The organism is Leuconostoc fallax (assembly GCF_004354645.1).
In the GTDB taxonomy this organism is placed as follows: domain Bacteria; phylum Bacillota; class Bacilli; order Lactobacillales; family Lactobacillaceae; genus Leuconostoc_B; species Leuconostoc_B fallax.
The window spans coordinates 132,626-157,677 of the sequence record NZ_PUFI01000014.1 but is presented as its reverse complement, the minus strand read 5'-3'; the positions used below and the strand labels follow the sequence as shown (position 1 = coordinate 157,677).

Here is a 25,052-nt window from a genome sequence, read left to right as displayed (position 1 = left end):
TTAACAGTCTATTCACATCTGAACCGCCAACACTCGCTTAAACCAATTTCGCTTGCGAATCGCTGTGTTGCGCCCAATAAATAACTCATTGGATATCTTGTCCCATGTATACTTCTTACCATAGTGCAATTTCAATATCTCATTGGTTTCCTTGTCACACACACCAGATGATAACCACTCTTTCATAATACGACGTTGCCGAAATAAAGCTTGTAACTCATAATCACTTTCGTAACGGATAAGCATATCATCTAACGGACGGGTGTGCTTATTTTGCGCACGACCACCGCCCACATTTTCATCAGTGGAGCCAACGCTATCCAACTCACGTTTTCTTTGTATAATCTTCAAATCCAGAGCACCGGTAAAATAATCTCTCAATACTGCATCAATCTTATCTGCCAAAATAATACTTCCTCCAAATAGTTATGTACGCCACAGGGTACTTCTGTGGCTTAATACTAAACGAACTCTTTCCACTGGGTTATATGTTTAGTAACAGTTTAATGTCATGCTCAGGACAGTGCTCTATACGACTTCTTGTAACTCTCTCTTGGTCGCTGCTATATTTCTAGCAATCACTCCTGTAATAATTCCGTGTTCTTGTGTATGTTACCGATAACTTCAGCATTTTGTGTGTATATTGTGTTAACCGGCACGGTCATATCAAAAGGTGCTACGTTTTTTAAGTTGCTTGCATTTTCGTAATAAAAGCCTACCGCACGGTCCTGATAAACCTCTTCTGCCATATTCGGAACACCAAATTCTCCAAATCTAACAATCGAAATATCTTCTTTACTTTCATAATGTTGAACGATATCGCCCTCATAAATATTGACACCGTTTTTATCTTTAAGTCCTGTGTATTGTTCCAAAACGGCGTCTCGATATTCATAACCGCCCATATCAATAACTGCTCCGTCATATGGACTAATGTAGAATTTTTCAATATTAATATACTTACTTTCCTCTTTATCCCATGCCCTAAATCTAGTCTCTCGCATAATCACTCAACTTTCTTTTGGCATTCAGAACAAAAGTATGTTTTAACTAGATTTCCATACCATATTTGGTCATCTCGGTAACACCTTGTTACTTCTTCACAAAATTCACAATACTTATTTTGTGTCATATTTATCTCCCATAGTCCCTTACTAGCACCGCTTTGCTCTCGCCGTTAACTTCAGCGCTCATGTTAAACGCTTTTAACTGTTCCAACGCTTTATTCTTGTCTGTGTCGCTAAACAATGTTTCACCATTTCTGCGCACATCATAATAAACCGGTCTGTGTGTCATTATTGCTTTACCCTTTCTGAATCCATAGCGCTTCACTAAAACCAAATGCTGATACCCCTGAGACACCTTTTTTAGTTTTACGTCTAATTGCCCTATCGTTAATAAAACGGGTGCATTCGGGATGTGTGCCCGTAAAATAAACAGTTCCTGATCGGTGTCCAATCACTAATAATTTCAAATCTCTAACTCCTTAATTCGGATAGCCACGCATGGCTTCTCCGTATAATATTTCACTGAATACTTGGCGACGATAAAACGATCATCATCAATGGCCAAACCATTCAAAACATCTTGTGTTGATTTTTCAAGGTTGTCTAAGTCACCTTGATTGCGATTACTAACCGGCAATAACTTTCTCAATAAGGCAGCTACTCGGTCCTTTTTACTAAATGACTTCAATGGCTCAAAACCAAACTCATATTCAACGTAGAGTGGCACCTTGCCAAACATACTGATTTTGTTGTTATGCATGTAGCGTGCAATTTGTAACTGCAATTCAGCTTGGTAAGCCCGCTCTTTTTTATTTGGAATTGCGCGCTTTAGTTTGGTATTGAAAACCATGCCATTATGGGGATGCGGTTTGTTAATCAATTCTGTTTTAAAATCAAAGCTTGTCGTTGTATCAAGCAAATTTTATCTCCCAATTAAATAATCAATCGTGACATCAAAATAGTTCGCTAAAGATATAAGCATACTGATAGATGGTTCACGTTTACCCATTTCATTTCCTTAACCAAGGTATTAGTGTTATCCTTTACTGGTGAAGTGTTTATTGCTAATGAATTAGTTACTCAACTTTCTTAACTTCTTTACACTTCTCAAGCTGGAGTATTTGCTCCGGCTTTTTATTTTCATGAAAAACAACATTTATTTTCAGAAAGTGTTATCATGAAGTTGCAAGCAGATCTCTCCTTTAAAAAGTTTATATGAGATTTTTTACCAATGTATTTGCTTGCAAGCCAAGATAATTTTTAATAACATGACATCTCTCTCCCATTATCGATGTAAGACTGACCAGTCTCATCTCAGAAATGTTGTTATTAAATCTTTATCTTGGTTTTACTTTTGAGTTAATCACCAAATGCTAAACTTACTATATTCAAGTGAGCAATCATTTGAATGACCGAATCAGAATACACACAGCCCATCAGGTGCAATCCTTAAATCCATTGGTGTGTATTTCTGGCTCGGTTTTTTATTGTCCAAATTACCTGCTATCTAGGTTGTCATTATTCTGCCTTTGTTTTGAGGTTCTTGAGCTTTTCCATTGCTTTTTGGTATTCGTCATCACTATATGATCTAACCTGCTCAGATTCGCTAATAACAGCCTTCTCAGGTTCCTGCTTTTGCGGACGCCTGTTAAAACTATTTCGACTTTGCTTAGATTTTTCATCTTTGCGTTTTTGTTCAGAGGCTTCAATGTCTTTTACCGTGAATAACTTTTTCTGGTACCAACCTTTCGTAATAGACCAAACATAGCTAAACTTACATGCTCCGTTAGATACTGCCAATTTAATCGCTAATAGAATTACTTTGTATGCTTCCCGATAATCATCATTATTAGCTTCAGCAAAATCTTTTAGTTCGTTAGAGATATCAGTTGATACCAAACCACCAATAGTACCGAAACCATTTTCTTCGAAAAGTGAAACAAGAGATTCATAAGCTTTCGCGTTGTCGTCCTCTTTTGCTTTTTCGTCTTCTACATCTACATCTTTCTCTAACTTTGTCTCTTTCTTTATCTCTATCTCTTTCTCTAACTCTATCTCTGTTGGACGCTCATTGGACAACGATTGGACATTGTCCAATTTATTGCTTTTTCGTTGTTCTCTTTTGTATCTAGCCCAATTAGTTTCTTGGTCAATTAATGCTGATACTTGTGACATTTCAACGTTTTGATTATCATCTATTTGGATTAAACCAGCCTTGGTGAAATATGATAAAGTCATTGCAACTTGCTCCACCTCTTCATCAATCATTAACGCTAATTCTTCTTCAAGTTTTCCGTAGATACCTTCGTAATAAATGACTCCGCTGGTGTCTAGAGAGCTCAACATCATTTTCTGGTATATAACTACCATGGTGTCGCCACCAGCCATTTTTCTAACTTTTTTTATAGCTAAATTTTTGTAGAAATTGTTGTCAAGTCTCAGCCAAAAGTAGATTGGTTTTTTCTTATTAGCCATATATCATCCCTCTAACCAAATTCACTTGCAATCGGCTTCAGTAGATTCTTGATATCAGCACCACTATAGATATCATCATCTTCAATTTGTTCCCACACTTTAGCAAACTGATATTTCAATGCTCGTTTAAAGCGTTCATCTTCAGTAATTTCAGGTACTTTATTCTCTTCCGATTTTGCTTTGATAAATTCCAAATTCAATAACTTTGTTAAAGCACTAGTTGGTTTACCGGTTGCCGTAAAGTTACTCATCTTTAACCAGTCCGCTTTGATCGTCAACGGTACTTTTAGTTGATAATTTTCATTACGTTCATCAACTTCTTTTTGTAAGACAACTTCTAATTCTTTAAGCCTGCCTGTGTTATAAACATTTTGGTTTTCAGTAATATCCGCAATAATACTGTCTGCCGTATCTTGAATAGCAAACAACGTGCCATTCTGTTCATGTAGTTGATTCTCATACTCTTTAACAGCTTGTTTGGTGGACTTTTTGATGTTATCCGATACGAACTTCATGTCCTTTTTCAAAGCTGCCATCTGTTGCGCATCAATCTTGTCTTCAATAGCCACAACTTGAACGCCACGCAACATGGCACGCAAATCTTCAAAACCTTGGGCAACGCCATTTTCAAAAGTTACGACTGGTAAAACTGTTTTTACTTCACTCATTTCACATCCTCCAAATTATTAAACAAAGACCCGGCATTAGCATCATCAGCAAATGGATTATCACTTATTGTTTTTGCATTTTGTTGTGGTTGTTCAGTGGCAGGTGCCTTAGGCGTTTCAGTAGTTGGTTCCGGTTCAATGACTGCACTTGCACTCGTTTGATTATTGGCTTCAACTACTTGCTGTTGCGGTGCATTATCAGGCGTTACATCACGAACTTCTCGTTCTGAACGGTCATCTTCGGCCATGGCTTGTGCTACCTTAGTTGTTTTGGGAGCAAACTTAAGCAAATCCTTCATCACTGTTTTAATGGCCATAGCATCAAAGTCTGAATACCAAGGCGTTTTAGGTTTGTTACCATACTTATCTTTGTAATCTAATCCCTTAAATGTTTGGCTAAATTCTAGGGCATGCTCGACCACTCTCTGTAATGGCCAATACTTAACAATGCGTTCACCATCTAAATAGTAAAAGGCAATATAACCCGCAACGGGACTCTTACCATCAACATAGGGATCATAGTCTTCGTTATCCATTCGGAACTCATCAAACACGTAGTTATAATGTGGCTTATTCGCTTCATAGACCACGCTACCCCCGATACGACCAACGCGCCCCGTATTCTGAACTAACTTGATAATGCCGCGATAACCTAACTGAAATTGTGGTTTAACATCAGTTGTGACCCACTTGCCATCAATTTTCCGGTTTTTACCATACGGTATGACATAGGCTTCACCCAAGTCAGGCAAAACCGATAAATCAAGCACTGCTGCGCGCATGGCAATACTGGTCAAATCGGCAATATTTGTTTTGGCCAAGTCTGGGTTCAACGCCACTACTGTCGATAGCCCACTTAAGAAACCAGCAGCATTGTCTTTCAAAATATCTTCAAAATGTTTTGTCATTTTGTCGCTGTTAATCATCTTCTGCATTTTCGCTACATCATTTGCCATTAATCTGCTCCCATCTCTGATAACTCTTCTTCACACTCAGCAATGTAATCATTGCAACCATCTATTTCTTGCTTAGATATTTCGATTTCATGTTCTAAAAACTCTCGCCTGTCTTGTTTTTCGTAATAGAATTGATCACCCCACGTGCTATCGTGTCGTTCTGTGATATCTGGTACATATCTCATATCCACCACCACACGGTTTCTTGCTTCAAATCAGCAATGTTACTAATGCATATTTCATCATTTTCTGTATAGAAATGTACTGGCTTGCCTTTTCGCAATTCACGCTTGATAGCTTTGATCGTGAGCCACCAATCAATATTTTCTTTGTAGATGAACCACCCAACAACGATTACTACGATTAAGATATTAATTGCGATCATATTAGCCCACCTTCTCTTTCAAGAACTTGTTGATGAAGTATTGTTGACCTTTACCCGTCACTTTTGGTGTCTTTGATACTGTGATGCTGCCATTACTTCGAGTGATTGATGTTTCGGTAATTTCAAATAATCTTAATTCCATACTTTTCTGCGTTGGCATATTATAGTCAGTGCCTTTGCGACGGATTAAGTAGCCATTATTACGTAACCAACTGAATAATCGTGTGGCACCAGTGTCGACACCGTTTTGTTTAAGTATTTTAGCTAATTCCCCTACCAATACACTTGTTTCGCTAGTCGCTACTGCATCGGCAAACAATGCCTTTGGTTTCATTTCGGCAATTAGCTTATCCCTATTCTCAAGCTTCATTTTGCTAATTTGTAACGCTCGAGCCATGATTTGATCTGGACTATTCCATGCTTTTTCCACTTGAATAAAGTACATACGGACTTGCTTACCTTTTTCAGTACCAGACATTAAAGCAATTTGTTTTGCAGCGTCTACCGTTAACGAGTAATCCTGTAAATATTGAACATTTCCATTACCACCTTTAACGGGTGTACCTCCAAGTACACCTGTAAAATCTGCACCATCAATTAATTGGTCACTGTTTTGTGTAAACCAGGCACTAAAACGTTTCTTCACTCCTAATGCTTGGTATAACTCTCGAGCACTCACTTGTGCCTCACCTTGTTCGTTTTGATTAATTTTGATAACTTCTTGCATTTTGTTTTCTCCTCTTATTTTTGATATAATCGGAGCTGTAAATCCTAATCTAGATTACAGCTTCCGCATCTAAACCTCGTCCGTTTAGGTGCTTTTTTGTTGCGATTAATACGTTGTTGTATGTTCGTCTAGCCATTGCTTAACGGCTTTCTTCGGATATACAATCCCTACGCTTCCTGTTTTTTCATCAGGTATTTCAATGTGTGGTAGTTTGTGACGTATCTTTTCAAAATACGTTCTACCAATGCCAAGTTCTTCATAAGCTTTTTTATCACTATTCCAAACATAGGCAACGTCTTGTTCTTTTAACTTTTGAAGCTCGCCGACTGTTTCGTTCAACAGCCGGGACAATGCTTCAATCGTTTCATTTGTTTCCATATTTACACCTTGCTATCTTTTGTGGTTATTACAGCGCTATCCTTTAGTTACTGGCATTGCAGTGCCTAGTAAAAAAAGGAAATAATAATATGAAACGCAATACATTCGATAAAAAATTTTATCTTTCTTCCGAAGGAGAAGGAGAAATATTCGAAGACGACTATATCCATACTCTTCAATATTTCAATGACCATAGTTGGAAAGTCGTTTATACATCTTCAATATTCAAAAGTTGACGTACCTTATTTCTAACTTCTCGCGATTGCTTGTTAACAGCGTATGTGTTGATAGCTAAACTCAATGTCGCTTCACTAACACCTATAGCTTTGGCCAAATCTCGCTGTGTCATCTCTCGATCGTAAAGCGCATCTTTGACACGCTTTTTAAATTCACGGGCAGCGTTAACAATCATTTGTTCTGTCATGGTGTCTCCTTCCTCTAAAACTTACTAAGTTTTGTATGATTACTTATAAGTTTTTATTTACAAGTCTGATAATTTAGACTATAATGACATAGTAAATACGCATAACAAATGTACTAAACGCCTTTATCCCTCCGCCAAGATAGATAATACGTAAGTGTTTTTGTTTTGCTTTTAGCTTACTAAGTAACTTACAAGAATTATTATAGTACAACTAGTTAGACTTGTAAACATATATTTCTAACTTATTAGACTTTTCTTGTACACATTTGGAGAAAAGATTATTATGACGCTACTTTCACGTACAAAAGATACCGCTAAAAAAAGAGGATTATCTATAGAAAAACTAGCCAAACAAGTTGGTATATCAAAATCAGGTATCTACCAGTGGGATATTCACGAACCAAAACCTTCAACTATTCAAAAGGTAGCCGATGTCCTGAACGTCTCAACCGATTATCTTCTTGGTCGTACAGATGAAATGACTATGCCCCTAGAGAATAAAAATCACCCTTCTGATTTGGCTATTGATGATATCCTCTCATTTGATGGTGCTGAATTGTCTCCAGAATATGTAGCACAGTTACGTGCTTTTGCTCAGACAATGATTGATACTGGGCAATGGGAAATTGACGAAAACGGTAATCGTAAGCCTAGTAAGAAATAATCACCAGGAGACCTACTATGTATGCAGCATGAAGCATTACACGAACACTATTATGAAGAACTACAAGATTTAGCTAGAAGCAATGATATTTATGTTAGTAAAATATCTGGTCCATCTAGTGAACCAGATACAGCAACACCCTCTTTACGTTGGATAAATATCAATCCCAATTTTGATACAAATTACTCAATTCCGTTCAGATTAGCCCATGAGTTGGATCATGTTATCAATGCAGATCATGGTAACATTCAGATCTACAATTTCTCTCCCTTGGGTAAACGTAGCGAAGAACGACGTGCCAACCGAAATGCTATTATTAGATTACTGAATATGTATTTTCCAGATGGTGATTTTTTACCAGAGCGTTATTTAGAATTTATGCACGTATTTGGAATTGGCAGTTATTTAGAGCCCATTGTTTTATCAGAAATTGTTAAACGTTAAATAAAATAAGTAGTACGTGCCAAGCAACCACGTTAAAAGGCAAAGGAGTTTTTTATGAGTAAAAAGATTGTAGATGAGAACGGCAACACATATGTGCAAAAGAAGCCCATTTACAAACGTGTTTTGTTTTGGATTGTAGCGATTGTTATTATTGTAATGTTTGGTAGCATGGCCACTAAAAACATTTCCTCCAAAACAATATCTTCTTCACCATCAAAATCATCATCCAAAAGTAGTTCATCTTCCAAGCCAAAAGTTTCAGCAGAATTCAGTGCTGCCTTGGCAAAAGCAAAGACATACTCTGACACAATGAGTATGTCTAAACAAGGAATTTATGACCAACTCACATCTGAAGCCGGTGAAAAATTTCCTGCTGATGCTGCACAGTATGCCATTGATAATGTTAAAGCAGATTACAATAAAAATGCGTTAAATAAAGCAAAAACCTATCAAGAAAAAATGAGTATGTCAGTAGATTCAATTCATGATCAATTAGTGTCCGCTGCTGGTGAAAAATTCACTACTGCACAAGCTGACTATGCAATAGCAAATCTCAATAAATAATTAATGCCCTCTTTGGGCGTACATAGGCCACAAAGTCATGCCGTTAAACTGCCCTCTTTCTAAACACCTTGCTATCGACAAAAGTGGTTTAGAAAGGACAATTATTTTGAAATATACTTATAAAAAAGAACGCCGTGATCCCCAAATACAAAGTTATATGACTGATAAAGGGAAACGCTGGCGTATTAGATTTACTATTACTATTCGTGGTAAGCGTCATCAAGTAGAACGCCAAGGCATTACTTCGTTTGATATGGCGCGTTCTATGAAGCAGTCAATCATATCTGATCTTGAATCTGAAACTGGTTATACAACGCTTACTGTTGAGGAGTATTTTGAACAATATTGTGAAGAGAAACTAAACAATGGTTCTTGGCGTTATTCAACATATGCACGATCAAAATCAATGTTTAAAAAGCGTTTTTACCCTGATTGGGGCGACACGCTAATGATTGATGTTAGACGTGGTGATTATCAACGTTGGATAACTAAACTCATCAAAGACAAGAACTACGCTCACAATACTGCTTCTACATTTAGTCATATTGTTTCTAGTGTGTTTGCAGACGCATTAGTCAATGATGACATACCAAAAAATCCGATCCAGAAAATCAAAATATCAGGTACAAAACCACGTGATACTTCAATGACTAGATCGGAGTTTGAAAAAGTATTCAATTATATCAAGTTATCGCCAAGTTTATCCACTCAAGAACGAGCCATGGCAATGTTGGCTACTCTAGGACTACGCCATGAAGAGATAGACGGTATTAAGTTGAAATACGTTAAAGACAACATGATTGGTGTATTTGAAGTTCTTAATCTTCACGGAGAAGTAACAGAACCTAAAACACACTCATCTAAACGTTGGGTACCTATGACTCCTCTTGTAGAGGAATATGTTAATCAAGCTATTAAGGAAACTAAGAAAGTCTACGCCAAGAAAGGCAGAATCATGTCCCCTGATGACTTCATATTTGTAAGCCACTGGGGAAATCACGTTCGCTATACTCAATTAACCCAAGTGTTCCAAAGAATAAGTCAAGATACCGGTATTCATGTTTGGCCACATAAACTACGTCACGCATTTTCTACCATAGCCTTTGGAATAGAGGGAATAAATCCACGAGACATTGCCAATATTTTAGGACACTCAAAGTTGGACATGTCCATGTTCTATAACAACGGAACTGATGAAGGCAAACAGAATGTGATTACTAAGATCGGAAACATGTTCTAAAAGTTCCCAACTTTTTCCCAACCCTACCCAACATTTTAAAAGCATAAACGAATATTATAAATTTTAAAACGTTGGTATATTGCCTTTTAGGTTATCTTAAGCTCAAATCCGTGGAACATATGTTATCATACCATTTATCTGGGTATTATAAACGATTAATTTTTGTTGTTGCGCCAGATCTAAGGTTTCCTGATGGGGATGATGATATCGATTATTTCGGCCAGCTGATACTAAACCATATTGCGGGCACCATTGCTTTATTGCTTCACTACTAGTAGATGTCTTCGACCCATGATGTCCGAATTTTAGAATATCTAATTTTAAATTTGGATATTTTTGACATATTTTTTCTTCACCTGCTTTATCTAAATCTCCTGATGTCAAAAATCGTTTACCACCAAATTCACCGTATAAGGCGATACAATCTTCATTTTTACCATGCCCAGATTCAAAAGGATAAAGTACCTTTAAAGGCATATTCTGTTGCGTATCATTGTCCGTGGTTTCAATCACTTGTGTTCTCTGCTTAAGATACGGCTTTATTTTTTGAGCAAAAGCAGGTTGTTGCCGCATCCCTTTTGGTATAATCACACGATCTACTGCCATCTTTTGCAAGATAATATACGCATCACCAATATGATCTTGATCTTGATGCGTTAAAACTAATTGATTTACTTTAGAAATACCACGGCTGTGTAGATAATTAATGATAACCGTCTCTCCCTTTGGCCGTGAATACTTTAATCTTTGCCAATTTTCTTCACCAAAGTTCACTTTTCCGCCTGTATCAATCAGCGTAACATTCTGGTTGAATGGTAATCGAACTAATATCGCATCCCCTTGACCAATATCAAATAAACTGACTTCACCATGTAGAGGAAAGCGGACCCAAATGATACCTAAAATTAACGTTATCAACCAAGTCATGCGAGCAATGCGTGCGGTTGTTTTCTTATTGGTAAACGATAGCATAGCTAAAATGAGTAGCAACAGTACAAAAGGCCAAGCTAATTTACCAACCACACAATTAAGTGGTAACGATGCCACCGTGTCAATAATTGACGCAAATAAATGAATTAACTGGTTAACAAATGAAGTGATAAAAGGTATTTGCCACACGCCAACAAAAATACTAGGCACAATGATGATTTCAAACAATGGTATCGCCAAAAAATTAATCGGTATTTCCAACAAATGCCAGGTAAATTGCTGATGTGTAATTAATGGAAACATCACGATGCCCATTAATAAATTAGATTGCCAAAAAGATAAATGGCGAGAAAACAGTAAACAAAATGTCAATAAGAAAGATAATTGCCCGCCAAGGGTCAACAATAATTGTGGTGCCACTACTAAGCTAGCTAATAAACTAATTGCCCAAATACTAGTCGCTGATAAATTAAAGCCTTTATATCCTAACGATAATAAAGCTAATTCTCCTGCGACAACAGCGCGTACTAATATTGCTGGTGCACCAACAAATATATAAAACATAATTAAAATCATCATTAAAAAAATAACAGCGTATTCTTTAATCATACGTAGCCGTCGTGCTAAACTCATCAAAGTTGTAATAATATAACTGACCTGAAAGCCAGAAACACTAAATAAATGAATTAGCCCCAAAGTCGAAATACCTGGATTATCGCTATATAAAGATTTCGGTGTTGTACCTAATAACAATGCTTGAGCATAGTTAGCTAATGGCTGTGGTAATTGTGCTACTTGTCCCAAAGCTCTTGCATGCCATTGTCTTAAATTATCGATCAAAAAATTCGGCTTAAAATTATCATCTGATTGTTTGGAATATGACCACTGTTGAACCGTCGCTTGATGTACTATTTTTTGCGTTTTATAAAATTTCTGAGCATCAAATTGGTTAAAATTAGTGGCTGGCGGTATTACTGTTTGCTTAACATTAGCGTGAAAATATAAGGTGCTGGTATTCGTTTCTAGCCACTGCTTTTCTTTTTGTGTTGGGACTTTCCAGTATAGTTTCACCTTTTCATGATGCCTTAAATATGCAACTGCTTTTAAGTTATCGCCATCAACCTCAATATCATCCGCAAACATATATCCAGTAACATAACTATCCGGTTGCATTTTATTTATCTGTTCAAGCTGATGATTATCATAAATAAAATAGCTTAAAAAAGGTAAAGTAATCATGGTAATCACAAGTAATAATTTAAAGGATTTTAACTTCAACAAAATACCAACCATCAATAGAAATAATGTTATCGTCACACTATTACACTGATACACAAGGCCACTTACTGTGGCTACAATTAAACTAGTTAATAAAAGTATTCTTTGGTGCATTAGATTGAAAGCATATCCTTTATTTTTTCAAAGCGTTTATCACCAATTCCGGATACTTTTTTAATATCTTCTATCTGCTTAAAGCCGTTGTTTTCAGTACGATAGGCAATAATTTGTTCTGCCTTTTTTTGACCAATACCATCTAATTTTTGTAGTTCTTCAACTGTTGCTGTATTAAGATTAATTGTTGTCGCGGTTGATGAGCTGGCGACACTTTGTTGCTGAGATTGATAAATATCAGGCGTTTTTTCATCCTTGCTTGGTATATAAACGACTTGCCCATCCGCTACTTTTTGCGCCAGGTTAATGTGTAATTGGTCTGCACTTTTATTGAATCCACCTGCAAGTTGCACAATTTGCTCAATTCGGGCCGAGTCGGATACTTTATACACACCTGGATGATTAACGGCACCTTTAACATCTACAATAATTTTATGATCGACGTGATTTCCTCCGTGAACTGCTTCTCCTGATTGACCAGATTGATTAATTTTGGAACTTTTATCAATACTGCTTAGTGTACTAGTTGGTGATGTTGGGTTCGTAACACCACTATAAAAATATATGCCAATTAAACTCATTAAAAAAATAATTAGGGTTACAGAAACCATCACTATTTTCTTATGAGTCATGATAAATTGTTTGATTTGATCCCACTGATTCATATAACGTACGCCTCTGCTATATATTACGTACGCAATAAAAAAAACTTGTATTGAATACAAGTTTTTAATGATTATTGAACTTTATCAGTTGTTTGAATAACTTTGCCTGTTTTCAAATAATTCAGTGCGTCTTGGAAGGTTTCAACAGGTACAACTTTCATATTTGGTGCATACTTTTTAGCAGTATCACGCGCCAACATATAATTTGTTTTATGCTGCTCCTCTAACTTTAATAGCGCACGACTAGGTTTAATATATGGTGCAAAAAATACCTTTGAACCGGCTGCATTAGCTGCAATAACTTTCTTATCAATACCACCAATTTCGCCTACATAACCCTCTGAAGAAATTGTACCTGAGCCGGAAATATTACGGCCTTTTCTCAAATTTTGATTCGTTAATTGATCATATATTTGTAATGAAAACATCAAGCCCCCCGAAGGACCACCGATTTGGCCAGCGTCAACCTTAACACTTGGCACTGTTTTAATCGATACATTATCAGTCAAGACAATACCGATGCCCGTACGACCATTAGGAAATTCTTTCGTCTTAGTACCAGGTAATTTCATGGTCTTTCCAGATGTGTTGCCTAGTTTATTATTTCTTTGATAGGTAACCGTAACCTTTTTGTTTTTATCCTTATTCGCCAAATATTTAATAAAACCATCTGAATTAGTATAGTGATGACCATCAATTGCGGTAATTGTATCACCAATGCGAATACGATTCTTAAAATTAGATGTTTTCGAAACACTTAATACATAGATACCACGATACGTTGCTTTGATTGTTTTATGCGCTTGCTTAAAGGCAACAATTTGAGCATTAGCAATCGCACTTTACATATAAAAATTTTGTACTTTGTCAAAATTTTCGGTACTTTCACCACCCGTGATATCTGACGCTTTTTCAAAACTTTCATGTGGACTAATTTTTGATTTCAAATAACTAAAACCATTGGCTTCTGAAAGATACACAGAGGTAATACGATAAGCCCCTCTCTGCGTATCTTGCTTATTATCAATGCGTACAAATTGTGATAAATCATCCGCACCACCCGGTGATTCGATGTATCCATTGACTGGCCAAAATCCACCAACTAGCACACATGTTACAAGGCTAGCCAAAATAATGGCGATAACTTTACTCTTTTTTCTCATGGAAACGCTCCTGTAAAGCTTTGTTAATATTATCTGGCACTAAATGATCGATGTTAGCACCAAACTTTGCAACTTCTTTTAAAATTGATGACGAGATATTTTGATTAACAGGTTTTGCCATGAGCAAAATCGTTTCGATACCTGCTAACTGCCGATTCATTTCGGCAATATCACGCTCATATTCATAATCAGTTGCATTACGTAAACCACGAACTAAATACTCAGCATTAATTTCCGCCATAAAATCAACCGTTAACCCAGACATTAATGACACACTCACATTATCAAACTGTGTAGTTGCGCCCTCAATCAATTGTAATTTTTCTGTAGCTGAAAATAACGCTTTTTTAGATGTATTCGTTCCCACACCAATAACCACTTCATCAAATAATTTACTAGCACGTGCAATAATATCTAAATGCCCGTTCGTTAGTGGATCAAAACTACCTGGGAATAGTGCCTTTGCCATGAATTAATTTCACCTTTCAACCTGGTATATTGTCACGATCGTAATACCATAGTGCTTTTGTTGAATAATCGAAAAATGTTCTGTTGCGTCTGGTAGATTAGCAGCGTCGTCACTTTCAGCGACAATAATAGCATGATTTTGTAATAAATCATGCGCATATAAATATGCCATATCATCAGCAATGGTTTCTTTAGCATATGGTGGATCCAAAAAAACCATATCAAACTTAATTTGTTGTGCCGTTAACTTTTGTAATGCAGCCTGTGCGGGTGCCTTCAAAATTGTAAATTGGTTCTCAGCATGTGTCTTCTGAACATTTTGCTCAATCACTTTAATCGCTTGAAATTGACGATCAACCAACGTAGCATGTGTCATGCCTCGTGAAACGGCTTCCAATCCTAACCCACCAGTACCAGCATAAAGATCGAGCGCTTGCCCATCATCTAAGTATGGCATGAGCATGCTAAACATGGCCTCTTTTACTTTGTCTGTTGTTGGTCTTGTCTTGCTACCATTAACTGCTTCGAGGCGTGTACCACGAAATTTACCGGCTATTATGCGCATAATGCTGTGACTCGCTTTCTTGTTCATCATAACTTTCAAAGAAAATATCATCATGAACATTATCAAAATCTGGATCAATATCTGGACGAGGTGAGGTTGTCACCTTTTTAACAAATTTATAGCTCATAATATGACTAATCTTTTTATCTAATTCATCATCATCAACATACAATGCTACAAGCGCCATTTTTTTAGATATATAGACAATGCGACCAAATTTTTTTAATTGTTGAGCATGACGAATATTTTTTAAATATATATATAATGCGCGTCGGGGCTGAATTTTAAATGTCATAATCGCTCCTTTCTAGCAATAATATCATCTCGATGTGCGCGTACTAATTTCTTTTGATGAGCCGCAATATTAAGACTCATTCCTACTCCAGCGCTCATCACGATATAGGAAGATCCACCTCCAGATATAAATGGGAAAACAACACCAGTTATTGGCAGTAGGCCAATAACACCGCCCAAATTAACAAATGTCTGCATAAACAATAAGGTTGCAATACCAAACATCATGAGACGATGATACTGTTGAGATGCTCTAATACCAATTAAAATGATACGCACAATTAATATTAGCATTAATACTAATACTGCAATAGTCGCAATTGCACCCATCTCTTCACCAAAGATAGCCATAATAAAATCCGTATTGGATTCAGGCAAATAGGGCTTAATTAACGAATTACCCAATCCGACACCAAATAATCCACCGTGTGCAATCGCATAGTAACCATATAACAATTGTCGACTGGCATCTGGATTTTCCCAAGGATTAACAAAGTTAATCAATCGTGACACTGCATAGTGTTGACTCGTATTATTAAAATAACTTGCTGGCACCACTAATTTAATTAATGTAGGAAGAATAGCAAAACCAAGTGAAAATAACGCAACAACTGTCGCACCCCATAAACGTGAAATCCCTGAAGCAAGCAATATCACTAATAATATCATTAATGTAATCATTGCATTACCATTATCCGGCATAAAAATAACCAAGACTAAAGCTGCTGCAGGCCATCTCCATGCGCTAAATTGGATAATCTGCTGAGATCTAATGCGCAATCGCTCATTCCAAGGATTTTTTGATAAATAATCTGCAAAATAAAGAATTAATGCTAACTTTAAAAATTCTGCTGGTTGAATTGTAATTAATCCAAAGTTCATCCAGCCATGCGCCCCATTAACGGGTGGAAACGCAAAGCGTGCTAAAAGAAGCGAAACGATAATTATCCAGAGTATACGCTCTAAAATTTTCTTACCACGTAGAACATTTAAATTCATGTGGAAAAAGAAAAAGGCGCCCATACAACCAATCACAACGAAAATGAGCTGCTTAATAAAATTGATAATCGCACTACTTTGGCTAGCTGAGAATACCATTACGATACCTAAAGCACTCAAAACAGCAAAGGGCACCAGTATCCAATAATCTAATTTTTGTAACTTTTTAAACACAAGTTTATATAACCCGCTACGAACAATTCAACTTTTCTGGGTTGTCTTGCCAAGTAGCTATCCTTCCATAATCGTTTTAAGTGTGCTGGCGTCAAGCTGTTGCGCAATCGCTACTACCAACGCTTTTGCCGCTTCAAAATCTTTAATCGACCATACAGTCTGGTGTGTATGAATATAGCGAGAAGCCACTCCTAAGGCCACGCTAGGTATTCCAGTTAATTCACTTTGCGCAGCGGCAGCATCTGTTCCACCCTTAGACACAAAATATTGGTACGGAATATGATAATCAGATGCAATATCTAATAAGAACTCTTTTAATCTCACAGGCATAATCACACTAGGATCAAAAACACGAATTAATGTGCCTTGATCAAGAACACCTTGAGTACCTTGAGCACTTCTTGTATCATCGGCTGCACTTGAATCAATAGCAAAGAATATATCTGGTTTCATTAAATTAACCGCGCCATGTGCTCCCCGCAAGCCAACCTCTTCTTGAACATCAGCACCCATAATTAAAGTATTTGGTGTTACTTCATTTTTTAGCGTCTCAAGCGCTTCTAAAACCGTCACGACACCGAAACGATTATCCCAAGCCTTGCTCATTACACGTTTTTGATTAGCTGTCATAACGGTTTCAACTTTTGGCACAATAAAATCACCCACACGGACACCAAAAGCATCTGCTTCTTTATTATCCATAAAGCCCGCATCAAATAAAATATTATCGATAGTCGGTACGCCGGACTGATTTGCATTGCCTCGTAATAAATGAGGCGAAACAGAGCTTGATACAATAGGATACGCACCTGATCGCGTAAATAATGTAAAACGTTGTGAACTAACGACTGTTGGATTCCACCCACCAATTGGCGTGACTTGTAATGCACCACTCGGTAGAATTTGCGTTACAATGAAACCGACCTCATCTAAGTGCGCAGCAAACATTACGCGAGGTGCTTTGGGATTATCATGATGTTTGACACCAAAGATACCACCTAAGCCTTCACTTTTTATGTCATCAACTAATGGTGCTAAATCTTGCTTAAATTGTTGCCGTACCATAAATTCCTGGCCAGATGTACCTTGTAATTCAGTATATTTTTTAATACGTTGCCATGTTTTATTGTTCATATCACACCTACTTGAATGATGCCTAGTCCCTACGACATTAAATAATGTCGCTCACTCATCTGAAAATCATCGTCAAAGTAATAAGCAATGGGTTCGCCATTACCAATTTCAAGGCCATCGATATCTTCATCACGAATTTCTTCTAATAATTTAATTAAGGCACGCAACGTCGAACCATGCGCAACCACCAGTTGATTTTTACCATCTCTTAATGCTGGTGCAATCACGTCTTGCCAATAAGGTAATAGGCGCGCACTTGCCATTGAAAGGCTTTCACCTAATGGTTCTTCAATATGGCGATATCGGCGTTCATGTATTAAATCATCTGTTGATAACAAAGGGGGAATTGCCGTATAACTTCTACGCCATAACGCAACCTGAGATTTGCCATAAAATTCACGTGCATCATCTTTATTTTTCCCGCGTAACGCGCCATAATGCCGTTCATTCAAACGCCAGGACTTATTAACAGGTAACCATAACTGATGAATATCTTCTAATATAACGTTACTTGTACTAATCGCACGCTTTAATAAAGACGTATGTACCCCATCAAATAAAATACCTGCATGCTGTAATGTTAGGCCAACTTGATGTGCTTGTTGGTACCCTTTGGGTGTCAACGGTACATCACTCCAACCCGTAAACTCATTATCACGGTTAGCTGTTGACTCACCATGCCGTACAATTACAAGTGTTGCTGCCATATTCCAACTCCTTTTTTGATGGTTATTCCTATTATAGCAATAATTTTTGACAAATTAAGCAAACAAACTAGGCAATCGTTTCTTTTTCGTTTACAATGATTCTCGGACTATTTTTGGGAGAATACACATATGCAAGATTTAACACGTGGCAATGCCGCAAAACAAATACTCTTCTTTACCATACCTTTAGTGATTGGTAATTTATTTCAACAACTTTATAATTTTTCAGACACATTAATCGTTGGACAAACCTTAGGTGTTAAAGCACTTGCCGCTGTCGGTTCAACAGGTTCAATCATGTTCTTAGTCATCGGCTTTGTACAAGGTTTTACTGCGGGTCTTTCCATTATTACGGCGCAACGTTTTGGTGCACAAGATTTACCAGAAGTTAAAAAAAGCATGGCAAGTACACTAATAGTTTCAGCTATCGGAACCGTTGTTGTGACTACTGTCAGCTTAATAGCAGTCTATCCACTACTCAAAATCATGCAAACACCCGATGACATATTTAATAACGCGTTAACATTCATCGGTATTATTTTAGCCGGCCTTTTCTCGACTATGGCTTATAACGTTACAGCCAATGTTATGCGAGCCGTTGGTGATTCTCGCTCACCACTTATTTATCTTATTATTAGTATGTTTGTCAATGTTGGGTTAGAATTGCTCTTCATTCTTGTCTTCAAATGGGGTGTCGCTGGTGCTGCATTGGCCACTGTCATTGCCCAGACATTATCTGCTGTTCTTAGCTTTTGGCATATTTATCGTTTCATACCTATGTTGCAAATTAGAAAGTCCGATTTAAAATGGGACTTCCAAGATATCAAAGTGCATCTCAACGCGGCGTTACCAATGGGATTTCAAAGTTCAATTGTAGCCATTGGTGCCTTGGTACTACAAGGTGCGTTAAACACATTAGGTACCGATGCCGTAGCGGCAACAACAGCTGCTCAACGCATTGACCAAGTTGCAACATTACCATTAATGTCGTTTGGTATTACAATGGCAACTTTCGTTGCTCAAAACTATGGTGCTCAGCAGTACCAACGCATACTTGACGGTGTTAAACAATCATTAATCATGACCATTAGTTTAGCCATTATCCTAGGTGCCTTAGAGATCACATTTGGTCATTTCCTTGTTGCATTATTTGTCGGTCGTGGTCAACATGCTGTCTTAAACTTAGCGCAACAATACTTCTGGGCAAACGGTACGTTCTACTTCTTCTTATCCGCCCTCTTCATTATTCGCTATGTCCTACAAGGGTTAAACGATGCCAAAACACCAACATATGCAGGTGTAGCTGAACTTGTTATGCGTGCGATCACTGCAATTGTGTTGGTCGGACCATTCGGATTCTTTGGTGCTAGTTTAGCAAATGTCTTAGCATGGGTTGGTTCTCTTGCAGTGATGATTCCTTCTTATCTTAAAATAGTTAATAGTTTAAGAACCAAAATATCTTATCAAAAAACGAACAATCAAGAATTATAATTCGTCTTTAAACCGTTTTCAATACATCACAATCGTAGTTATCTAACAAATAGTACGTTTTCATCACGTAATATGATTTAATTTCGTTTAAATGACTGCTAAACTTAAATACGTACACAGTGTGTAACTATCTTTTGGGAGGCAATCATGGAGTCGATTGCAAATTATTTTAAATTAGATGAACTTCAAACCAATATTAAGACTGAACTCGTGGCCGGTATTACGACTTTCGTTTCGATGGCTTATATTTTGTTTGTTAATCCATCAGTTCTAGGCGCTGCCGGAATGGATCAAGGTGCTGTATTCACAGCCACAGCCATTGCAGCAGCAATTGCCACTATTTTCATGGGTATTGTCGCTAAGTACCCGATTGCTATTGCGCCTGGTTTGGGCGTTAATGCATTTTTCTCCTACTCTGTTGTGATTGGTATGGGTGTTAAATGGCAAACAGCGATGGCCGGTGTTTTAGTGGCTGCCATTATCTTCTTGATTTTAACATTATTTAAAATTCGAGAAAAAATTATTAACATTATTCCACAAAATTTGAAATTAGCTATTGCTGCCGGAATTGGATTATTTATTGCCTTCATCGGTTTGCATGAAGCTGGATTGATTGTTGCCAACAAAGATACAATGGTGAGCTTAGGGCATTTAACTACCCCAACCGCGTTGTTATCAATCTTTGGTATTATTATTACTTTCATCTTAATGAGCCGTCGTACACCAGCAGCTATTTTCATTGGTATGGTAGTAACAGCTATTGTTGGTATTATTTTCGGCCTAATTAAATTACCCAGTGCTTTAATTTCTCCGGCACCATCTCTAGCACCAACATTCGGTCAGTCACTGTTGCATATTGGCGATATTAATTCCGTTCAATTGTTTATTGTTGTTCTAACTTTCTTGCTAGTTACTTTCTTTGATACAGCTGGTACAATGATTGGCTTAGCTACTCAAGCTGGATTCATGAAGAATAATGAAATGCCCCGTGCGGGTAAGGCCTTAATGGCCGATGCTGTTGGTATGACCGCTGGTGCTATTTTAGGTACATCACCTACCTCTGCATATGTTGAATCTTCATCTGGTATTGCTGTAGGTGGCCGTTCTGGATTAACAAGTGTTTTCACTGGTATCTTCTTCATTTTCGCCTTGATGTTTTCACCATTATTAACTGTCGTAACGTCACAAGTCACTGCCCCAGCTTTGGTTGTTGTGGGGGTATTGATGGCACAAAATCTTCGTCAAATTGATTGGAATGATCTTGCAGTTGCCGCTCCTGCATTCCTTATTGTCATTGGTATGCCATTAACTTATTCAATTTCTGATGGTATTGCACTTGGTTTTATTCTTTATCCCATTACTATGATTGCAACTGGTCGTGGTAAAAAAGTTCATCCATTGATGTATGTATTAGCTGTCATTTTCATTATTTTCCTCGTCATTATTGCACATTAAATAGCATAAAAATAACGCCGCTACTCAAGATAAGTAGTGGCGTTATTTTTATACTGTTGTAAATACTTCACGATGATCATTAATACCAACTTGATTTTGCCAGTCATTATACCATTTTCCCAAAAATGGGAATACTTGTATCAGTGTAAAAAAAGTTGTGTCTGGTGTTAAATGTGTTAAATCATAATACCAATGTGAGTGCCCTTCTTGATCACGTTCATGAATAATGGAAAGTCTACCATCTTCAAAATCGATATAAGCCCCCTCATTTTGATCATCCGATAATAGTCGTAAAACAAATCCAGAATGTGCAGCCTGTATAAATAAGCTATCAAATACTTCTGTTGTGAGATCTAACTGACGCATTTCTAAGCGTTCGGCGTTATTGACATTCAAATAATGAATATCAGTATCATACCCAAGTTGCTCGAGTTGATGGCCGATTAAAAATAAATGCTGCTGAAATTGTAGTAGTGTCTTCACACCAGCAAGCTGCGCTGCGTTAGATTGCATTAACATCGCTAATTCCGTCGTATCAATATAAAATCGCTTCTGATAAATATCCCAATAGGCTACACGTAAATTATATGTATCTTCTTCTAAATAGAATCCACCAGCTGCCAATGGTGCTTTAACGAAACGAAATTCTGCATTGGACCATTCTTTAAAATGTAATATCGTTGTTTTTTGTCCTTGTGGCATTAACACATTAATATCCAAAGTTGACGTACTCTTCATCAATTGCGCAAAAACCACACTCACCCAGTGCGTCGTTGCATACCAGAAGCGATTGTCCATTCGTAACATTTCGGATTCGTGGCTGTCAAAAGATAGAATACCTTCCAACATGCCTAAAGATTCTGTGACATTGGTCGATTGAGAGAGTGCTGTAATATATTCACTAAAACGCGAAAATACCTTTAAATCTTTGCGCAATTGTTGTGCATATTCTTTTGTATTAAAATAATTGAGCTGTGACATGTTACTTCTCTTTACCTAATAAATTTGCAATATAAGCACGATAAATATCATGCAAAGTTTGTTCAAAGGTAGCATAATCTGTAAACTTTTCAAGCACGACTTTTAATTCTAAATCAAGCAAGGTACTTTCTTTTTCTAATTCTAATAGTTCATGTTGGTGCTCTTTTAATTTTTCTTCAACTGCTGGTACACGTTTCTCAGATGCAAGCAATAATTGGCGTTTCTTTTGTAGCTCATCACGCGTTTTTTGATCCGCACGATTCACAAAGAAACCTTTTTTATCCTCATGCAATTGTTCAATTTGATCGTCGATGACCCTGATTTCTAACTGTCGTTTCGTAGCATCATCCAAAAACTCTGACAGTCCAACCATGATCTTATTAATTTCATCAATATCGGTATCATAAATTGACTGATCGTGTTCCAATTGACTCGTACGCCGTAATTTATCAATTGCTTCTTCATTTAAATCAAAGCGAACATTAATAATATCTAAAACACCAATTTGCCGATGATTCCACCAATCTCCGATAAAAACACTATATGTTACTAATTCAGCATCTAAGGGATACAGCTCAAAAAAAGGATAATAACTTTTAATATAAGCCAGTAAATCCGGCGCTAAAAATTGTGCAATACTAGCGCGATTATCTTGTAATAAAAACGCTAAATTCTCCTGCGCGTCATCAGCTTGATCAGATTGTGTTACGTCATCATATCTTTGCTTATCTAATAAGCGATACAATGGTGCCAACTTTTCATTTTGAATAGCCTGCTGTACCTGACTCAAATAATCTATTTTTATACTCAACTGACCCTGTAATGCTTTTGATACCATTTGATGTGTTTCGTTCACTGCGAAGACCTCCACAACTGAGAAATTAAGTTTAGCATACGATATTTTTACGATAATTCATAGGCTATTAATGTATTTTTATTTTATTTTATCAAAAATAAAAAAGCCAACCGCTTAAGTTGACTTCTTGTCTTTATTTTAATAATTTTCAAGATAAGTATCTGTTTCCCACTGTGTAACGAATTGACGGTAAGCAGCATACTCGATCTTTTTAGCTTCAGCAAACTTATCAATAATATGTTCACCGACAGCTGCACGAATCACTTTGTCATTTGACATTTCGCGAACCGCTGCTAACAATGTATCTGGCAAATCTGTAATACCAGCCTTTTCTCTTTCAACTTCATCCATCAAATAGATGTTCTTGTCAACTGAGGCACGTGGTTCCAAATCATTGTCAATACCATCTAGACCAGCTGCTAGAATAGCTGCTAATGATGAGTAAGGATTGGCGGTTGGATCAACCGAGCGCAATTCCAATCGTGTTGAATTACCACGAGAAGCTGGTACACGAACCATTGGTGAACGGTTAGATGCTGACCAGGCAACATATACTGGTGCCTCAAATCCTGGTGTTAAGCGCTTGTATGAGTTAACAGTTGGATTAGTCAATGCTGTAAAGGCAGTGGCATGCTTCAAAACACCGCCTAAGAAATTATAAGCCGTTTGAGATAGGCCCATTTCATCATCTGTATCTAAGAAAGCATTGCCATCCTTAGTGAACAAAGACATGTTAATATGCATACCTGAACCGTTAATACCAGCTACCGGCTTAGGCATGAATGTTGCGTAATAACCATGCTTACGTGCAATCGTCTTCACAACAAGCTTGAACGTTTGGATATTATCAGCTGCTTCTAAGGCATTAGCATACTTAAAGTCAACTTCATGTTGTCCTTCAGCCACTTCGTGGTGCGCTGCTTCCACTTCAAAGCCCATGTCTTCAAGCGTTAATACGATGTCACGACGAACATTTTCACCCAAATCCAACGGTGCCAAATCAAAGTAACCACCCTTATCATTTAGCTTCTGTGTGATTTTGCCATTGTCATCTAATTTAAATAGGAAAAATTCTGGCTCAGTTCCGATGTTAAATGATGTGAAGCCCTCATCTTTAGCTTTTTCTAACAAACGGCGCAAAGCATAACGTGGGTCACCGGCGAATGGCTGACGATCTGAAGTGTAGATATCTGCAATTAAGCGTGCCACTTTACCACCATGAGAATCAGTTTCCCAAGGGAAAATCATAAATGTGGATAGATCAGGGTACAAATACATATCAGATTCGTTAATTCGCACAAATCCTTCGATAGATGACCCATCAAACATCATGTTGTTATCCAACACTTTATCCAACTGTGAAATAGGTACTTCAACGTTTTTAACTGCACCTAGAACATCTGTAAATGTTACACGAATGAATTCCACATTTTCATCTAAAACGATTTGCTTGATTTCTTCTTTGGTAAATGACTTACGTGCCATACTGCTCCCTTTCTTACTTAACACCAAAACGGCCAATCTTTGCGAATTCACTTTGAAGTGAACGTCGTAAAGCATCCTGTGAATTATGTTTTTCTTGTGCTTTGCGTTGCTGCTTTGCAAATATCTCTTGGATGTCCTTAATTGAATCACCAGCTTCCAAATAATCTTTGATTTTTAGTAGCTGATCAACATCATACAATGAAAAGCGACGCTGTCCACCTTTACCACGTTCTGGGTGCACTAGATTATTTTTCTCATAATAACGAATTTGCCGGTCTGTCAACAGCGTTAACTCTCGAACAGTACCAATCGGTAAAATAGCTAAATTCCGCCTCAATTCACGTTCGCTCATGCAACAACC

30 protein-coding genes and 1 pseudogene are annotated in these 25,052 nt (G+C 37.3%); 6 read left to right on the top strand and 25 right to left on the bottom strand.

The window, feature by feature from the left end:
• Positions 1-12: 12 nt before the first annotated feature.
• The 12 genes from C5L23_RS05080 to C5L23_RS05025 all read right to left on the bottom strand — a co-directional run bounded on the left by C5L23_RS05080 (position 13) and on the right by C5L23_RS05025 (position 7,020).
• A complete protein-coding gene (locus C5L23_RS05080) occupies positions 13-405 on the bottom strand; it encodes a DUF722 domain-containing protein (RefSeq protein ID WP_010007830.1) in 393 nt (130 codons plus the stop codon).
• A gap of 173 nt (positions 406-578) precedes the next feature.
• Positions 579-1,004, bottom strand: a complete 426-nt coding sequence (locus C5L23_RS05075) for a YopX family protein (protein WP_133264386.1) — start codon at positions 1,002-1,004, stop codon at positions 579-581.
• Positions 1,005-1,470: 466 nt separating this feature from the next.
• Complete coding sequence (locus C5L23_RS05070; RefSeq protein WP_133264385.1) at positions 1,471-1,926, bottom strand: RusA family crossover junction endodeoxyribonuclease; 456 nt, start codon at positions 1,924-1,926, stop codon at positions 1,471-1,473.
• Between the two features lie 3 nt (positions 1,927-1,929).
• Positions 1,930-2,016, bottom strand: a complete 87-nt coding sequence (locus C5L23_RS05065) for a helix-turn-helix domain-containing protein (RefSeq protein ID WP_081458717.1) — start codon at positions 2,014-2,016, stop codon at positions 1,930-1,932.
• Between the two features lie 509 nt (positions 2,017-2,525).
• Complete coding sequence (locus C5L23_RS08515; protein ID WP_010007834.1) at positions 2,526-3,482, bottom strand: phage replisome organizer N-terminal domain-containing protein; 957 nt, start codon at positions 3,480-3,482, stop codon at positions 2,526-2,528.
• A gap of 11 nt (positions 3,483-3,493) precedes the next feature.
• The gene (locus C5L23_RS05055; protein WP_010007835.1) at positions 3,494-4,150 is read right to left on the bottom strand and encodes a hypothetical protein; all 657 of its coding nucleotides are present in this window, start codon (positions 4,148-4,150) and stop codon (positions 3,494-3,496) included.
• Positions 4,147-5,106 carry a recombinase RecT gene (locus C5L23_RS05050; RefSeq protein ID WP_010007836.1) on the bottom strand — a complete coding sequence of 320 codons (960 nt, stop codon included), beginning with the start codon at positions 5,104-5,106 and terminating at the stop codon, positions 4,147-4,149. The genes C5L23_RS05055 and C5L23_RS05050 overlap by 4 nt, the downstream gene beginning before the upstream one ends.
• Positions 5,106-5,291 (bottom strand): hypothetical protein, encoded by a 186-nt coding sequence (locus tag C5L23_RS05045; protein ID WP_010007837.1) that lies wholly within the window; start codon positions 5,289-5,291, stop codon positions 5,106-5,108. Before C5L23_RS05045 ends, C5L23_RS05050 begins: the two co-directional genes overlap by 1 nt.
• Positions 5,288-5,491 carry a hypothetical protein gene (locus C5L23_RS05040; RefSeq protein WP_010007838.1) on the bottom strand — a complete coding sequence of 68 codons (204 nt, stop codon included), beginning with the start codon at positions 5,489-5,491 and terminating at the stop codon, positions 5,288-5,290. The genes C5L23_RS05045 and C5L23_RS05040 overlap by 4 nt, the downstream gene beginning before the upstream one ends.
• Before the next feature lies 1 nt (position 5,492).
• Positions 5,493-6,218 (bottom strand): phage antirepressor KilAC domain-containing protein, encoded by a 726-nt coding sequence (locus tag C5L23_RS05035; protein ID WP_010007840.1) that lies wholly within the window; start codon positions 6,216-6,218, stop codon positions 5,493-5,495.
• Between the two features lie 105 nt (positions 6,219-6,323).
• Positions 6,324-6,596 carry a hypothetical protein gene (locus C5L23_RS05030; RefSeq protein ID WP_133264384.1) on the bottom strand — a complete coding sequence of 91 codons (273 nt, stop codon included), beginning with the start codon at positions 6,594-6,596 and terminating at the stop codon, positions 6,324-6,326.
• A gap of 208 nt (positions 6,597-6,804) precedes the next feature.
• A complete protein-coding gene (locus C5L23_RS05025; protein WP_010007844.1) occupies positions 6,805-7,020 on the bottom strand; it encodes a helix-turn-helix domain-containing protein in 216 nt (71 codons plus the stop codon).
• Between the two features lie 283 nt (positions 7,021-7,303).
• On the opposite strand from C5L23_RS05025, the gene C5L23_RS05020 reads away from it, so the two are divergent.
• From C5L23_RS05020 to C5L23_RS05005, 4 genes are all read left to right on the top strand, one after another.
• On the top strand, positions 7,304-7,684 hold the full coding sequence (locus C5L23_RS05020) for a helix-turn-helix domain-containing protein (RefSeq protein WP_133264383.1): 381 nt from the start codon (positions 7,304-7,306) through the stop codon (positions 7,682-7,684).
• Between the two features lie 21 nt (positions 7,685-7,705).
• The gene (locus C5L23_RS05015; protein ID WP_010007847.1) at positions 7,706-8,128 is read left to right on the top strand and encodes an ImmA/IrrE family metallo-endopeptidase; all 423 of its coding nucleotides are present in this window, start codon (positions 7,706-7,708) and stop codon (positions 8,126-8,128) included.
• A gap of 54 nt (positions 8,129-8,182) precedes the next feature.
• Positions 8,183-8,692 carry an Ltp family lipoprotein gene (locus C5L23_RS05010; RefSeq protein WP_010007848.1) on the top strand — a complete coding sequence of 170 codons (510 nt, stop codon included), beginning with the start codon at positions 8,183-8,185 and terminating at the stop codon, positions 8,690-8,692.
• 106 nt (positions 8,693-8,798) lie between these two features.
• Complete coding sequence (locus C5L23_RS05005) at positions 8,799-9,932, top strand: tyrosine-type recombinase/integrase (RefSeq protein WP_029508657.1); 1,134 nt, start codon at positions 8,799-8,801, stop codon at positions 9,930-9,932.
• A 102-nt stretch (positions 9,933-10,034) separates the two neighbouring features.
• Here the strand turns inward: C5L23_RS05005 and C5L23_RS05000 are convergent, their stop codons facing one another.
• The 9 genes and pseudogenes from C5L23_RS05000 to C5L23_RS04960 all read right to left on the bottom strand — a co-directional run bounded on the left by C5L23_RS05000 (position 10,035) and on the right by C5L23_RS04960 (position 18,423).
• Entirely contained in the window at positions 10,035-12,254 is a 2,220-nt protein-coding gene (locus C5L23_RS05000) for a DNA internalization-related competence protein ComEC/Rec2 (protein WP_133264382.1), read from the bottom strand.
• Positions 12,254-12,919 (bottom strand): helix-hairpin-helix domain-containing protein, encoded by a 666-nt coding sequence (locus C5L23_RS04995; RefSeq protein ID WP_133264381.1) that lies wholly within the window; start codon positions 12,917-12,919, stop codon positions 12,254-12,256. Before C5L23_RS04995 ends, C5L23_RS05000 begins: the two co-directional genes overlap by 1 nt.
• Positions 12,920-12,990: 71 nt before the next feature.
• Positions 12,991-14,082, bottom strand: a pseudogene (locus C5L23_RS04990) (SepM family pheromone-processing serine protease).
• Positions 14,066-14,551: a pantetheine-phosphate adenylyltransferase gene (coaD, locus tag C5L23_RS04985; RefSeq protein ID WP_010007852.1), complete on the bottom strand. Its 486-nt coding sequence runs from the start codon at positions 14,549-14,551 to the stop codon at positions 14,066-14,068. Before coaD ends, C5L23_RS04990 begins: the two are co-directional and overlap by 17 nt.
• 9 nt (positions 14,552-14,560) lie before the next feature.
• Entirely contained in the window at positions 14,561-15,115 is a 555-nt protein-coding gene (gene rsmD / locus C5L23_RS04980) for a 16S rRNA (guanine(966)-N(2))-methyltransferase RsmD (RefSeq protein WP_133264380.1), read from the bottom strand.
• Entirely contained in the window at positions 15,096-15,410 is a 315-nt protein-coding gene (locus tag C5L23_RS04975; protein ID WP_133264379.1) for a YlbG family protein, read from the bottom strand. The genes rsmD and C5L23_RS04975 overlap by 20 nt, the downstream gene beginning before the upstream one ends.
• Entirely contained in the window at positions 15,407-16,582 is a 1,176-nt protein-coding gene (locus C5L23_RS04970) for an FtsW/RodA/SpoVE family cell cycle protein (protein ID WP_133264378.1), read from the bottom strand. Before C5L23_RS04970 ends, C5L23_RS04975 begins: the two co-directional genes overlap by 4 nt.
• Positions 16,583-16,639: 57 nt before the next feature.
• Positions 16,640-17,716, bottom strand: coding sequence for a glutamyl aminopeptidase (gene pepA, locus C5L23_RS04965; RefSeq protein WP_010007856.1), 1,077 nt, complete (start codon positions 17,714-17,716; stop codon positions 16,640-16,642).
• Between the two features lie 29 nt (positions 17,717-17,745).
• Positions 17,746-18,423 carry a 2,3-bisphosphoglycerate-dependent phosphoglycerate mutase gene (locus C5L23_RS04960; protein ID WP_010007858.1) on the bottom strand — a complete coding sequence of 226 codons (678 nt, stop codon included), beginning with the start codon at positions 18,421-18,423 and terminating at the stop codon, positions 17,746-17,748.
• Between the two features lie 129 nt (positions 18,424-18,552).
• Between C5L23_RS04960 and C5L23_RS04955 the strand changes: the two genes are divergently transcribed.
• Both C5L23_RS04955 and C5L23_RS04950 read left to right on the top strand, forming a co-directional pair.
• Positions 18,553-19,914, top strand: coding sequence for an MATE family efflux transporter (locus tag C5L23_RS04955; RefSeq protein ID WP_133264377.1), 1,362 nt, complete (start codon positions 18,553-18,555; stop codon positions 19,912-19,914).
• Positions 19,915-20,061: 147 nt separating this feature from the next.
• Positions 20,062-21,369, top strand: a complete 1,308-nt coding sequence (locus C5L23_RS04950; protein ID WP_133264376.1) for an NCS2 family permease — start codon at positions 20,062-20,064, stop codon at positions 21,367-21,369.
• Positions 21,370-21,417: 48 nt separating this feature from the next.
• On the opposite strand, the gene C5L23_RS04945 is transcribed toward C5L23_RS04950, so the two are convergent.
• The 4 genes from C5L23_RS04945 to C5L23_RS04930 form a co-directional block, all read right to left on the bottom strand.
• Positions 21,418-22,350: a hypothetical protein gene (locus C5L23_RS04945; protein WP_010007859.1), complete on the bottom strand. Its 933-nt coding sequence runs from the start codon at positions 22,348-22,350 to the stop codon at positions 21,418-21,420.
• Position 22,351: 1 nt separating this feature from the next.
• Positions 22,352-23,206, bottom strand: a complete 855-nt coding sequence (locus C5L23_RS04940) for a hydrolase (protein WP_133264375.1) — start codon at positions 23,204-23,206, stop codon at positions 22,352-22,354.
• 138 nt (positions 23,207-23,344) lie between these two features.
• Positions 23,345-24,691, bottom strand: coding sequence for a type I glutamate--ammonia ligase (glnA, locus tag C5L23_RS04935; protein WP_010007864.1), 1,347 nt, complete (start codon positions 24,689-24,691; stop codon positions 23,345-23,347).
• A 13-nt stretch (positions 24,692-24,704) separates the two neighbouring features.
• Positions 24,705-25,043 carry a MerR family transcriptional regulator gene (locus tag C5L23_RS04930; RefSeq protein WP_010007865.1) on the bottom strand — a complete coding sequence of 113 codons (339 nt, stop codon included), beginning with the start codon at positions 25,041-25,043 and terminating at the stop codon, positions 24,705-24,707.
• Positions 25,044-25,052 lie beyond the last annotated feature (9 nt).